We start from the raw sequence: 13,898 nt of genomic DNA on the forward strand, positions 1-13,898 counted from the left end.
TTCGTTGACGATTGCGGTTATTTTCTTTTTATTATTTTTGCAGACATATATAATATGTAAACCTTATGAAGACACTTTTGAAAAGCAGTATTGCCTTCCTTTTGCTTCTGGTACCGGTTTTGGCCTTCGGGCAGCAGGTTCTCCAAATCATGAATGTCGGTGCACGCCAGACAACGTCCCTTGACGGACAATGGAAAACGATTGTAGATCCCTTTGAAAACGGTTATTATGACTATCGTTTGAAGCCTTATGACGGCGGTTATGCCCAAGACAAGACTTATTCTGATAAGACCCAACTTCAAGAGTATGATTTTGAAACGGATAAACTGCTGTTTGTTCCCGGTGACTGGAATACACAACGGCCTCAGTTGTACTATTATGAAGGCACTGTGTGGTATCGAAAGCATTTTGAATACTCCCTGCAACCGGGCAAACGTCTTTTCCTCAACTTTGGAGCTGTTAATTATGAAGCCATTGTATGGCTGAACGGCAAACGTCTGGGCAGGCATATCGGTGGCTTTACTCCTTTTAATTTTGAAATTACCGGCCTTTTGAGGGAAGGTACCAATAGCCTCGTGGTGAAAGTCGATAACAAACGCCATCCCGAAGCTGTGCCTACGGTCAATGCCGACTGGTGGAATTTCGGTGGCATCACCCGGCCGGTTACCTTGATTGAAACGCCTTCGACTTACATACGTGATTATTACGTACAATTGAAGAAGAATGATAAAGATACGGTTGAAGGCTGGGTACAACTGGATGGTTCTGCCAAAGAGCAAAAGATAGTGCTGGATATTCCGGAACTGAAAGTGAAGAAAGAGGTTGTAACGGACTCCAACGGTTATGCTTCGTTCCAGGTAAAGGCCAAACCAGTCTTGTGGACTCCGGAAAAACCTAAGCTGTATGTGGTGAATCTGGCTTCCGAAACAGATAAAGTCTCTGATGAGATCGGCTTCCGGACTATCCGTACAGAGGGAACTAAAATACTGTTGAACGATGAAGAGATATTCTGCAGAGGTATCAGTATCCACGAGGAGACTCCCTACTATAGCGGGCGTGCCTATTCAAGAGACCATGCCCGTACTTTACTGAGTTGGGCAAAGGAGCTTGGATGCAATTTTGTCCGCCTGGCCCATTATCCCCACAATGAAGAGATGGTGCGTGAGGCAGAGCGCATGGGATTTCTGGTATGGTCGGAGATTCCGGTGTATTGGACTATTCATTGGGAGAATAAGGATACCTATCAGAATGCGGAACAGCAGTTGTGTGATATGATTGCACGTGACAAGAATCGATGTAACGTTATCATCTGGTCTATAGCCAATGAAACGCCTCTTAGTGAACCGCGCCTGGCATTCCTTACCAAGCTGGCAAACAAGGTCAGGAGTTTGGATAATGTCCGCTTGGTTGGTGCAGCGATGGAGAAGGAAGAAGTTCGTCCGGGCGTTATGACTGTGAATGACCCGTTGGGAGAACTCCTTGACATTATCAGCTTTAATGAATATGTGGGTTGGTATGACGGCGATTCGGAAAAATGTGACCGTGTGAACTGGGTGTTCGATGCCCGGAAACCGGTCTTTATCAGCGAACTTGGAGGAGGTGCTTTGTATGGACGGCACGGTTCCAGGAAAGAACGGTTTACGGAGGAGTATCAGGAAGATTTGTATATCCGCCACGTGAATATGTTGAAGCGTATTCCGGGACTGGCCGGTACTACACCGTGGATACTGAAGGATTTCCGCTCTCCGAGGCGTCATGTACCCGAAATACAAGATGATTTTAATCGCAAAGGGCTGGTGTCTGATAAAGGACAGAAGAAAAAAGCTTTCTTTGTTTTGCAGAAATGGTACAGAGAATTGGAAGAGAGTTATAAATAGGATTTGTCCGATACATATTAAAAAAAGAGGCTGTCTCCATAATGAAAATTTGGAGACAGTCTCTTTTTATTTTTTTATATTTCATCCGTTTATAGCGGAATGTATTCCACGAAGGCCTCCATCGCTTCATAGGAAGCAAGTCCGAGGCTGTCGTACAAGGCGGCTGTTCCGCGGTTGCGGTCTTCACTGCGTTGCCAGAACAGACGTTCGTCATTGCCCAGGAACGGTGCACTTTCCATTTGTGACTGATGCTTCAGGATAGAGTTACGCTTGGCACGCAGTTCCTCCGGGCTGATGGGCACAGCCATTTCGATATTTTCGATTTCCCATTCTGCCCATGCACCGCGGTACATCCAGATGCGGCATTCCTTCAACCATTTGGCACCTTCTTCTTTTTCCAGGTCGATGGCGGCAAATACGGCATCCGTACAAACACGGTGTGTTCCGTGCGGGTCGGCTAGGTCACCGGCAACGAAAATCTGATGGGGTTTCACTTCACGCAACAAGTTGCGTACGATTTCCACGTCTGCTTCGCTGATAGGATTCTTCTGTATCTTGCCCGTTTCGTAGAACGGCAGGTCGAGGAAGTGGCAGTGATCCAAAGGTATGTTATTGTATGTACATGCGGTACGTGCTTCGCCACGACGAATCAGCCCCTTGATGGTCAGGATGTCGCGTGTATCCATGTCACCGTCTTTCTTCTCCTTCAGATACTTGCGGATTTCGGCATATTTGTCGTTGATAACCTGGTCCTCACTGTTGTTGAAGATTTGGTTGAACCCGTTGATGAAGTGCAGGAAACGGATAACTTCTTCATCGCCTACGGCAATGTTACCGGAAGTTTCGTAAGCCACATGCACGTCATGTTTCTGTTCTACCAGACGACGGATGGTACCTCCCATAGAGATAACGTCGTCATCGGGATGCGGAGAGAATACGACCACGCGTTTGGGATAGGGCTTTGCACGTTCAGGGCGATAGGTGTCGTCTGCGTTCGGCTTGCCGCCCGGCCATCCGGTGATGGTATGCTGCAGGTCATTGAATATCTTGATGTTCACGTTATAGGCTGAGCCGAACAATGCCAGCAGTTCACTCAAACCGTTTTCATTGTAGTCCTTGTTGGTCAGCTTCAGAATGGGTTTTCCGGTGAGTTGGCATAGCCAGACGATGGCGCTGCGGATGAGCTTGTCGTTCCATTCGCAGGAAGTTACCAGCCAGGGGCGTTGGATACGTGTCAAGTTGGCGGCGGCAGACAAGTCGATAGCTACATGTGCATTGTTGTGGGTCTGTAGATAAGATGCAGGGATAGTATCTGTTACCGGACCTTCAACGCATTCTTTCACCTTTTGTGCTTTCTCCTCACCCCATGCCAGTAGATATATTTTCTTTGCCGAGAGGATGGTGGCTACTCCCATGGTGATGGAGCTGATGGGGGTATTTTCAATGCTACCGAACATTTTGGAAGCTTCATTGCGGGAATCGCTGTCCAGCAATATCAGACGGGTGGTAGAGTTCTGGCGTGAACCCGGTTCGTTGAAACCGATGTTACCTACACGACCAATGCCCAGCAAAGCGATATCTAAGCCACCGAAACTTTCAATGCGCTGCTCGTAAAGACGGCAATATTCAAAGATGGTGTCTTTGGCGATGGTACTGTCGGGGGTGAAAACATTCTGTTTGTCAATGTCCACATGGTCTATCAGCATTTCCTTCAATGCGTTGAAGTTACTGTTGATGGCATTGGGAGCTAATGGATAATATTCGTAGAGGTTGAATATGACTACGTTGCGGAAACTTAATCCCTCTTCCTGGTGCATACGTACCAAGTTTGCATATACATTGCGCGGAGAGTTACCGCCTGCCAGTGCCAAGACACAGAAACGTCCCGCCTTTTGCTTGTCACGGATTAACTGTGCAATGTCAAGGGCAATTTGGTTGGCGCCTTCTTCTGCAGACTCATAAATATCTGTAGGGATTTTTTCCAGTCGGGTCAATACCGACCGTTCAAATGCATTCTCAGGTCTGTAGTACCTGGGGGAGACTCTGTTGAGAGTGATTTGAGAGCTTAGATTGGTTTTCATAAAATTTATTATTAATAAATGATTAAGTATTGTACTGTTCTTTCAATCAACAAATATACGAAAAACAATGTTCATCCGCATATTGCTGAAGATTAATTAAGAAATACTGTTCGTCCCATATCTCATATGGGGTTTGACAGCCGTACGGAAAGTGTCTTCGGTACATTCCATAAAGTCATGGCCAATCGCCACCGTGAGTATGGATTTTACGTTGGGTCAACATAGGATTTAGGGGTTAGAATTATTAAATTAATCATGTTGTCGCTTTGACATTGTTTCGAAGGACAAAAATAGGTACTTTTTGGAGAAGATGTACTCTTTCTTTGGGGTATTTTCATTAAATACTCTAAAAAAGCGGATTGGGTGCATTTTGTATAATGTCTCGTTCGTTTGGGGTATAAGTGAGGATAATCATATAAAAATAGACCATTCATTGCACTTTTTGTCGTTTGGGTTTGTTATATTTGTGTGTGTTTATAAACTCTAAAATATTAATGTATGAAAAGCTGGAAAGTAGAAGCAGCCATCATAGCTGTGGGGTTGCTTTTGTTGGGAATCATGGTAAAAGGCGGTATCAACAATTTTGTGAATAAGGATCGTGTAGTCAGTGTGAAAGGGTTGGCTGAGATGGAAGTACCTGCCGACAAAGTAGTCTGGCCTCTTGTCTACAAAGACATAGGTAATGATCCTGCACTGCTTTATGCCAATATGGAGAAGAAAAACGCTGCCATCGTGGGTTTCCTTGAAAACAACGGCATTGAGAAGGAGGAAATAAGTATTGCACCACCCGAAGTGATTGACATGCAGGCCGAACGTTATGTTGACCGCAACGTGGCTTATCGTTATAATGCCACGTCTGTCATCACTGTCACTTCCAAGAATGTGGATAGGGTACGTAAACTCATGTCCGGGCAAGCAGAACTCTTGAAGCAGGGCATTGCCATCACGGGAGGGGATTATAAATATAACGTGTCTTATGAATTTACCGGTCTCAATGAAGTGAAACCCAAAATGATAGAAGAAGCTACCAAAAATGCCCGTGCCGCAGCCGAGAAATTTGCTAAGGATTCGGACAGTGAACTGGGAAAAATCCGCAATGCCTCGCAAGGGCAGTTTTCCATCAGTGACCGCGATGCTTATACTCCTTATATAAAAAGCGTACGTGTAGTGACTACTGTGAACTATTATTTGAAGAAATAACGAACTCGTCCGCATCTTTCCAAGCGGGAAAATTTAACCTGAACTCCTGCAGGGAGGAAAGGCTGAGGGAGGCGGTGGCAGTTGTCTCTTCGTTGTCGGGTACAGTGGCAAGCACTTCCCCCTTCGGAGAGTAGACCACACTGCCTCCGCTGTGTGGAATGTCTCTGCCGTCTCTGCCGATACGGTTGACACCGCAGACATAACTGATATTTTCCAAAGCACGTGCTTGCAACAGAATGTCCCAGACTTTCCGGCGGGAAACGGGCCAGTTGGCAACATAAATAAGAAGGTCGTATTCGCTGTGCTTATTGCGGCTCCAAACTGGGAAGCGGAGGTCATAACATACAAGCAACAGTATGTTCCAGCCGCGATACTGGATAATGGGACGTTGGCAGCCGGAAGTGAAATGCTCTGTTTCGTGTCCCATCCGGAAGAGGTGTCGTTTGTCGTAATAGTAGGCATTGCCTTCGGGCGTAAGGAAGAATGCACGGTTGTAGTAGGAGGGATTTCCTCCTTTCGAGGCTGTTTCGCAGGCAATATAGCTGCCTGTAAGAGCGAGTTGGTATTCTTCAGACCATCGGCGCAGAGTCGTGATGGTTTCTCCCGTTGTAGGTTCGGCCAAGCTGCTGGTGTCCATACTGAAGCCAGTGGAGAATGTTTCCGGTAAAACAACAATCTCCGTTGTTCCACGAAGAGTTTCTAACTTCTCGCGGAGACGACGGAGATTTTCTTGTTTATTTTCCCAGACAATGTCTGTTTGCAGAATGCTTATTCGCATGACATTAATGCTTAATACCTGATTAGATATTTCCTAAATCAAAATTTTCGGGATTTTTTCCTTTAAAGTTCTTGAAGTACAGTTTTATCTCGCGCATATCCTTTTCTATGTCTCCGGTAGGCATGACAGTTTTGGTAGAGGAGATGGTCTTGGAAGGATAATCAATCCCGATAAGCATAATGGGTACTTGTGCTTTCAGTGCTATGTAATAAAAGCCTTTCTTCCAGTTTGGATTGGCTTTACGGGTTCCTTCGGGAGTGATGGCCAGATGGAAATGCTTACTGGCGGCAAACCTTTCTGTCATTTGGTCTACCAAGGAAGACTTGCGCCCCCGGTTCACCGGAATGCCGCCAACGGCTTTGAATATCACTCCAAGAGGAAAAAAGAACCATTCCTTTTTCATCATGAAGCTGGTTTTACGGCCGATGGCACCATAAAACAATTTACCGATAAATAAGTCCCAATTGGAAGTATGGGGTGCCGCACAAATTACACATTTGTCGTAGTTGGGCACCGTCACATTTGTCTTCCAGCCCAGCAGACGATAATAAATGAAGCTATAAAAGGCTTTCTTCATCTTATTTCAGTTTGCCCATTGCATTAATAATCTCGTCTACTTTTGCATTGAAGTCAGTACGAAGTTTTTTGTAGAAACCTTTTACATTTCCTGGTTCGGTATGGCTGATGCGGCTTATGAATTCATCTTGCATTTTTAGAATTTCAGCCATCAGTGTATCGGCTTTTTGTTTGTCTGTTCCAGGTACATATAAGCTATTTACAAGACACTCTGTGAATAATTCACCCGCAATATAGTTTATATTCTTTTTTAGTTCTTTTCTACTTGCCATAATCTTTACGTTTAAAATGAATAATCTGAGTTATTTTCGGTAAAGATAATGTTTTTCTTTGTTAGTGTAGAGGAAAAAAGGGTTTTTATGTGTTTTTAATTTATTACTTTTGTGGAATAATTCTACAAACTGTGGATGTATTCCACAAGGTAAAATGGAAGATGCCCCCATGAATAAAGAATTACTATCTTATCTTCTGTCTGATATATAGCTTATTAGATGTAACGGATAAGATAGTGGTGGATTGGCATCGAATTTGCTTTGATAGAAGGAAATAGGGTTAAATTTAATAGACAAACAAGCATGAAACAGTTTTTTACGAAAAAAGAATTAAAGCTGAAGAAGAAGAGGCTACTGATGATGGTTGCCTGCATGACGGTATTGTTGGCTGGTTATTTTATTCTGACTTGGCCTAAGAAGGTTGAACCGGAAGCTCCTACCGTAATCGTAGAATCTGCAGAAAAAGGAGATGTAGAGATATATGGTGAGTACGTGGGACGTATTCGTGCCCAGCAGTTTGTAGAGGTACGTGCGCGTGTGGAAGGGTATTTGGAGAATATGCTTTTTGCAGAAGGAACATATGTCACCAAGAACCAGGTGCTTTTTGTAATAAACCAGGACCAGTATAGGGCAAAGGCTGACAAAGTCCGTGCACAGTTAAAGAAGGATGAAGCGCAGGCATTGAAGGCAAAACGTGATTTGGAGCGTATCCGCCCCCTTTATGCGCAGAACGCTGCCAGCCAGCTGGATTTAGACAATGCCCAGGCTGCTTATGAGACTGCAGAGGCCTCGGTAGCGATGAGCCAGGCCGATTTGGATCAAGCTGAATTGGAATTGGGGTATACATTGGTCCGTTCTCCGCTATCGGGACATATCAGTGAAAGAAATGTGGATTTGGGAACATTGGTCGGACCGGGAGGCAAGTCCTTGCTGGCTACGATTGTGAAAAGCGATACAGTTCTGGTAGACTTCAGTATGACGGCATTGGATTACCTGAAAAGCAAGGAACGGAATATCGATATAGGGCGTCAGGACTCGACGCGTTCCTGGCAGCCGAACATTACGATTACTTTGGCGGATAATACTATTTATCCTTATAAGGGGTATGTGGACTTTGCCGAACCTCAGGTGGACCCGCAGACGGGAACATTCTCCGTACGTGCAGAAATGCCGAATCCTGACAGAGTGTTGTTGCCGGGGCAGTTTACAAAGGTGAAGCTGTTGCTGGATGTACGTGAGGGTGCTGTCGCCGTTCCTCAAAAGGCAGTTACCATTGAGAAAGGTGGTGCATATATTTTTGTGATGCGCCGGGACTCTACGGTTGAAAAGCGTTTCATTGAGTTGGGACCTGAATTTGGCAACAATTGGGTGGTTGAACGTGGTCTGGCTGCCGGAGAACAAATTGTGACGGAAGGTTTCCACAAGCTGACTCCGGGTATGAAAGTACGTGCCCAGGTTGCCGTTCCTAAAAAGGAGGAAGAACAGACGAGTGATTCTCTGAACAAGCAGGTTGTTTCCGAAACGAAGCAGACTACTCCGACTGAGAATAAATCAAAGGACAACAACCCTTCAAAGTAATGATGTTATGAAAGTAAGTTTCTTTATAGACCGCCCGGTATTCTCGGCGGTGATATCGATTGTGATTGTAATTGTCGGTATCATTGGCCTGACCATGCTGCCGGTAGACCAATATCCACAGATAACGCCTCCAGTAGTGAAAATCAGTGCTTCCTATCCGGGAGCTAGTGCATTGACTGTTTCGCAGGCGGTGGCAACCCCTATCGAGCAGGAGATAAACGGTACTCCCGGTATGCTATATATGGAGTCCAACAGTTCCAATTCTGGAGGATTTTCGGCTACGGTCACTTTCGACGTGTCTGCCGATCCGGATTTGGCTGCCGTAGAAATACAGAATCGTGTGAAACTGGCGGAGAGCCGTTTGCCGGCCGAAGTGATTCAAAACGGTATTTCTGTGGAAAAGCAGGCTCCCAGCCAGTTGATGACCATCTGTCTGACTTCCAGTGACCCGAAGTTCGACGAAATTTATTTGAGTAACTTTGCTACTATCAATGTACTCGACTTGTTGCGCCGTATCCCCGGTGTTGGACGTGTTTCCAACATTGGCAGTCGCTACTATGCCATGCAGATATGGGCGTTGCCCGACAAACTTGCCAACTTCGGACTGACGGTGCAGGATTTGCAGAATGCCCTGAAGGACCAGAACCGTGAGTCTGCTGCGGGTGTTTTGGGACAACAGCCGGTGAATGGGCTCGACATTACTATCCCTATCACTACCCAGGGACGCTTAAGTTCGGTAAAGCAGTTTGAGGATATTGTGGTCCGTGCCAATGCCAACGGTTCCATTATTCGTCTGCGCGATGTGGCTCGTGTTTCATTGGAAGCATCTTCATATAGTACGGAGAGTGGAATCAACGGTGAGAATGCTGCTGTTCTCGGTATTTATATGCTTCCCGGGGCCAATGCAATGGAAGTTGCAAAAAACGTGAAGGCTGCTATGGAGGAAATCAGTGCAAATTTCCCTGAGGGGATGAGTTATGAGATTCCCTTCGACATGACGACTTATATTTCCGAATCCATTCACGAGGTATACAAGACGTTGTTCGAAGCGCTGATTCTGGTGGTACTGGTCGTATTTCTTTCCTTGCAAAGTTGGCGTGCGACGGTGATACCGATTGTTGCGGTACCTATTTCCCTGATTGGTACCTTCGGTTTCATGCTTATTTTCGGTTTCTCTCTGAACATACTGACTTTGCTTGGATTGATTCTCGCTATCGGTATTGTGGTGGATGATGCCATTGTGGTGGTGGAGAACGTAGAGCATCTTATGGAGACGGAGAAATTGAGCCCGTATGAAGCTACCAAAAAGGCGATGAATGGATTGGCAAGTGCCTTGATTGCTACATCATTGGTGCTCTGTGCCGTATTTGTACCGGTAAGTTTCTTGAGTGGAATCACCGGACAGTTATACCGTCAGTTTACCATTACTATCGCCGTTTCTGTGTTGCTTTCTACGGTAGTGGCCCTGACACTTAGTCCCGTCATGTGCTCGCTCATATTGAAACCCGACAATGGAAAGAAAAAGAACATAGTTTTCCGCAAAATCAATGAATGGCTGAACTTGGGCAATCACAAATATGTGGCTGTCATTAATCGGGTCATCAAGAATCCCCGCCGCTTAATGAGTGCGTTCGGGCTGGTACTGGTTGCTATTTTCATTATCCACCGGTTGGTGCCTACCAGCTTCCTGCCGGTAGAAGACCAGGGCTATTTTAAGATAGAGTTGGAGTTGCCGGAAGGTGCTACTTTGGAGCGAACCCGTGTGGTGACGGATCGTGCTGTGCAATACTTGGAGAAGAATCCCTATGTGGCCTATGTGCAGAACGTGACAGGTAGCAGTCCCCGTGTGGGTAGTAACCAGGCGCGCAGTGAGCTGACGGTTATCCTGAAACCGTGGGAAGAACGTAAGGGAATTTCCATCGATAAGATAATGGAGAATGTGGAGAAGGATTTGAAGGAATATCCCGAATGCAGGGTTTATCTTTCCACGCCTCCGGTCATTCCGGGATTGGGTACTTCGGGAGGTTTCGAAATGCAGCTTGAGGCGCGTGGAGAAGCAACGTTTGACAACCTGGTGCAGGCAGCAGATACACTGATGTATTATGCCCAGAAACATAAGGAGCTGACGGGGCTTTCATCATCCTTGCAGTCTGAAATACCGCAGCTTTATTTTGATGTGGACCGTGATAAGGTGAAAATGCTGGGTGTGCCCCTGGCGGATGTATTCTCTACCATGAAGGCTTATACCGGTTCTGTATATGTGAATGACTTCAATATGTTCAACCGTATATATAAGGTGTATATTCAGGCTGAGGCTCCTTATCGTGAGCATAAGGATAATATCAACTTGTTCTTTGTAAAGGCAAAGGACGGAGCGATGGTGCCGCTTACTTCCTTGGGAAATGCCTCTTATACCACCGGTCCGGGCAGTATCAAGCGTTTCAATATGTTTACTACTGCCGTCATCCGCGGTTCTGCGGCACAAGGTTACAGTTCCGGTCAGGCAATGGAGATTATGGAGCAGATTGCGCGTGACCACTTGCCAGACAATATTGGTCTGGAGTGGAGTGGCCTTTCCTATCAGGAAAAGAAAGCGGGAGGACAGACGGGCCTTGTGCTTACGCTGGTATTCCTTTTCGTATTCCTCTTTTTGGCTGCGCAATATGAAAGTTGGACGGTGCCTATCGCTGTATTGCTTTCACTGCCGGTTGCCGCTTTGGGTGCCTATCTGGGCGTTGTGATATGCGGATTGGAGAATGATATTTATTTTCAGATTGGCTTGGTGATGCTGGTGGGACTTGCGGCAAAGAATGCCATTTTGATTGTGGAGTTTGCCAAGGTGCAGGTCGACAAGGGAGGAGACTTGATACAGTCTGCCATCCATGCTGCCCAACTCCGTTTCCGCCCTATTCTGATGACTTCCCTCGCTTTTGTATTGGGAATGCTTCCTATGGTATTGGCAAGCGGACCTGGCTCGGCAAGCCGTCAGGCCATCGGTACGGGTGTTTTCTTCGGAATGATATTTGCCATTGTATTCGGTATTGTGCTTGTACCGTTCTTCTTTGTCCTGGTATACAAGACAAAAGCAAAAGTGCAGCATAAGATTAAGAAAGACTGATTTTAAAGACAACATTTATGAAAAGAAAGAACATATATATTATTTTGTTGCTGAGTATGTTTGCCCTTACCTCATGCAAGGTGGGCAAGAGCTATGTGCGTCCGGAGATGGCATTGCCAGATAGCCTGGCACAGCAGCAGGATAGCATGAGCATAGCCGATGAACAGTGGCAGGCGGTTTATACGGACAGCACGCTGCGTGGTTTGATAGATCGTGCTCTGGAATATAACAAAGACATGCTGATCGCAGCTTCCCGTGTCAAGGAGATGGCTGCTCAAAAACGTATCAGTGTTGCCAACCTTCTGCCGCAGCTCACCGGAAAAGTGGAGGCTGAGCGTGAGGTGGAGAATTACGGTGGTCATAGCCGTGATGTAGGCAATTCTTACGAAGCCAAGGCATTGCTCTCTTGGGAACTGGACCTTTGGGGAAACTTGAGATGGAAGAAGGTGGCTGCTGTGGCCGAATATCTGCAAAGTGTGGAGGCGCAGCGTGCGTTGCGCATGACTATCGTTGCGGAAGTGGCGCAGGCGTATTATGAGCTGGTAGCCCTTGATACGGAACTGGAGATTGTACGCCAGACACAAAAGGCGCGCGAAGAGGGAGTGCGCTTGGCCCGTATTCGTTTTGAAGGCGGGCTGACCTCGGAGACCTCTTATCAGCAGGCTCAAGTGGAGTTAGCCCGTACGGCTACGCTTGTTCCGGATTTGGAGCGCCGTATCTCTCTGAAAGAAAATGATATCTCTTTCCTTGTGGGGGAATTTCCTACCCGTATCAAGCGTGTCAATTTTCTGCAGGAATTGGATGTGCCGGAGTCCTTACCGGTAGGTCTGCCTTCGGATTTGTTGGAACGTCGCCCCGATGTCCGTGCGGCAGAGCAGCAGTTGAAGGCTGAACATGCCAAAGTGAAAGTTGCTTATACCAATATGTTCCCCCGTCTGGCCCTGACCGGACAATTTGGATTGGAAAGTGATGTGTTGTCCAATTTTCTGGAATCCCCCTATTCCTTATTGAATGGGGCGGTCTTGGCACCGCTTTTCGGTTGGGGAAAGAACCGTGCTGCACTGAAAGCGCAGAAGGCTTCTTTTGAAGCCGAAGTGCATAGTTATGAAAAGACTGTGCTGAATGCTTTTAAGGAAGCGAAGAATGCCATTGTGGATTTCAATAAGATAAAGGAGGTCTACCAACTGCGTGCCAAACTTGAACGCTCTGCCAAGGGATATGTGGATTTGGCACAGTTGCAATACATCAACGGCGTCATCAATTATATGGATGTGCTCGACGCCCAGCGTGGTTATTTTGATGCCCAAATAGGGGTAAGCAATGCCATCCGCGACGAACTTATTGCCATGGTAAATGTCTATAAGGCATTGGGGGGCGGCTGGCAAACCGAATGACGTGTGATTAAAGAAAACTGTAAGGGCGTGTATATACTATCAAATATTTCGGTACATACACGCCCTTTTTCTATAATTGGCTTATTTCATCTGGGATTCTGTATTTAGAGTCTCCTTGTCTTCTTTCTTTTTCTTTGCCTTTTCTACTTCAAGAGCTACGTTTACGGCATTCATGCCTTTAAGGCCACGTTCAAGGTCGAACGTCACAATATTGCCTTTTGTTATATCTGTCAGCACATTATTAATGTGAAAAAAGTATTTTTCGACTCCGGATAAGTCCTTGATGAAGCCGAAGCCTTTCGATTCATTGAAAAATTCGATACGTCCTCTGCGGATGACCGGTTCTTCCTTGTCTTTTTTGGGAGTTGATATGACGATTTCTTCCAGCTTTATTTCTTCTTTAGGAGTGTTTTCTGCCGGAGGAGTAGAGGTTATCATGCCGTTTTCGTCAACATAGGCAATCATATCTTCAAAGCTGCTCGCTTTGTTGGATAGCTTTTTTTCTTCTTTCTTTTTCTGTTTTTCAGCCCGTCGGGCGAGTCTTTTCTTCTCATTTTCACGCTTGTCTGCGGAGATGGATTTGGCCATGTATTTTTATTTTTTTAGTTATAAAAAAAGCAGGGGGCATTGCTACAACACCTCCTGCTTCTGTCAGTAGTTAAGAATATTAATATCTTCTAGAGTTGTAACCGCCTCTTCTGTCGCGATTGCCGCCATTGGAAGGTCTTTCTTCTCTGGGGCGTGCCACGTTTACCGAGATTTGTTTGTGGTCAAATTCAGCACCGTTCAATTCGTCAATGGCTTTTTGGCCTGCTGTATCGTCCGGCATTTCTACGAAACCGAAACCTCTGGATCTTCTTGTTTCTCTGTCTGTAATGATTCTTGCAGAAGAAACTTCTCCGTACTCTGAAAATAAATCGTTTAAGTCAGCGTCTGTTGTGCTGAAATTTAAACCTGAAATGTAAATGTTCATTTGAAATTTTAATTAATTGTAATTATTAAATTGGAGTATGGAGAATAATTA

The 13,898-nt window shown here is 45.8% G+C and carries 11 protein-coding genes; 5 read left to right on the forward strand and 6 right to left on the reverse strand.

Going from position 1 to position 13,898, the window contains the following annotated elements; all coding sequences use genetic code 11:
* Nucleotides 1-65 precede the first annotated feature (65 nt).
* Entirely contained in the window at nucleotides 66-1,877 is a 1,812-nt protein-coding gene (locus EYA81_RS15235) for a glycoside hydrolase family 2 protein (protein WP_131226007.1), read from the forward strand.
* Between the two features lie 89 nt (nucleotides 1,878-1,966).
* On the opposite strand, the gene EYA81_RS15240 is transcribed toward EYA81_RS15235, so the two are convergent.
* Nucleotides 1,967-3,958: a glucosamine-6-phosphate deaminase gene (locus tag EYA81_RS15240; RefSeq protein WP_117600948.1), complete on the reverse strand. Its 1,992-nt coding sequence runs from the start codon at nucleotides 3,956-3,958 to the stop codon at nucleotides 1,967-1,969.
* Between the two features lie 498 nt (nucleotides 3,959-4,456).
* Between EYA81_RS15240 and EYA81_RS15245 the strand changes: the two genes are divergently transcribed.
* Nucleotides 4,457-5,158: an SIMPL domain-containing protein gene (locus tag EYA81_RS15245; RefSeq protein ID WP_117600947.1), complete on the forward strand. Its 702-nt coding sequence runs from the start codon at nucleotides 4,457-4,459 to the stop codon at nucleotides 5,156-5,158.
* On the opposite strand, the gene EYA81_RS15250 is transcribed toward EYA81_RS15245, so the two are convergent.
* Genes EYA81_RS15250 through EYA81_RS15260 form a run of 3 tightly spaced genes read right to left on the reverse strand, consistent with a single transcriptional unit; the run spans nucleotide 5,130 to nucleotide 6,784 of the window.
* A complete protein-coding gene (locus tag EYA81_RS15250; RefSeq protein ID WP_131226009.1) occupies nucleotides 5,130-5,936 on the reverse strand; it encodes an amidohydrolase in 807 nt (268 codons plus the stop codon). The genes EYA81_RS15245 and EYA81_RS15250 overlap by 29 nt on opposite strands.
* A 22-nt stretch (nucleotides 5,937-5,958) precedes the next feature.
* Nucleotides 5,959-6,513 carry a 1-acyl-sn-glycerol-3-phosphate acyltransferase gene (locus tag EYA81_RS15255; protein WP_117600945.1) on the reverse strand — a complete coding sequence of 185 codons (555 nt, stop codon included), beginning with the start codon at nucleotides 6,511-6,513 and terminating at the stop codon, nucleotides 5,959-5,961.
* A gap of 1 nt (nucleotide 6,514) precedes the next feature.
* Nucleotides 6,515-6,784, reverse strand: coding sequence for a hypothetical protein (locus EYA81_RS15260; RefSeq protein ID WP_117600944.1), 270 nt, complete (start codon nucleotides 6,782-6,784; stop codon nucleotides 6,515-6,517).
* Nucleotides 6,785-7,087: 303 nt separating this feature from the next.
* Here EYA81_RS15260 and EYA81_RS15265 point away from each other — a divergent pair, with 303 nt between their 5' ends.
* Genes EYA81_RS15265 through EYA81_RS15275 form a run of 3 tightly spaced genes read left to right on the forward strand, consistent with a single transcriptional unit; the run spans nucleotide 7,088 to nucleotide 12,874 of the window.
* Entirely contained in the window at nucleotides 7,088-8,362 is a 1,275-nt protein-coding gene (locus EYA81_RS15265; RefSeq protein ID WP_117600943.1) for an efflux RND transporter periplasmic adaptor subunit, read from the forward strand.
* Nucleotides 8,363-8,369: 7 nt separating this feature from the next.
* Nucleotides 8,370-11,480, forward strand: coding sequence for an efflux RND transporter permease subunit (locus EYA81_RS15270; protein WP_117600942.1), 3,111 nt, complete (start codon nucleotides 8,370-8,372; stop codon nucleotides 11,478-11,480).
* Nucleotides 11,481-11,497: 17 nt separating this feature from the next.
* Complete coding sequence (locus tag EYA81_RS15275) at nucleotides 11,498-12,874, forward strand: efflux transporter outer membrane subunit (RefSeq protein WP_117600941.1); 1,377 nt, start codon at nucleotides 11,498-11,500, stop codon at nucleotides 12,872-12,874.
* 81 nt (nucleotides 12,875-12,955) lie between these two features.
* On the opposite strand, the gene EYA81_RS15280 is transcribed toward EYA81_RS15275, so the two are convergent.
* Nucleotides 12,956-13,462 carry a cold shock domain-containing protein gene (locus EYA81_RS15280; protein ID WP_117600940.1) on the reverse strand — a complete coding sequence of 169 codons (507 nt, stop codon included), beginning with the start codon at nucleotides 13,460-13,462 and terminating at the stop codon, nucleotides 12,956-12,958.
* Between the two features lie 79 nt (nucleotides 13,463-13,541).
* Nucleotides 13,542-13,847: an RNA-binding protein gene (locus EYA81_RS15285; protein ID WP_117600939.1), complete on the reverse strand. Its 306-nt coding sequence runs from the start codon at nucleotides 13,845-13,847 to the stop codon at nucleotides 13,542-13,544.
* Nucleotides 13,848-13,898: the final 51 nt, after the last annotated feature.

This window comes from Bacteroides sp. A1C1, assembly GCF_004328515.1.
GTDB classification, from domain to species: Bacteria; Bacteroidota; Bacteroidia; order Bacteroidales; family Bacteroidaceae; genus Bacteroides; species Bacteroides uniformis.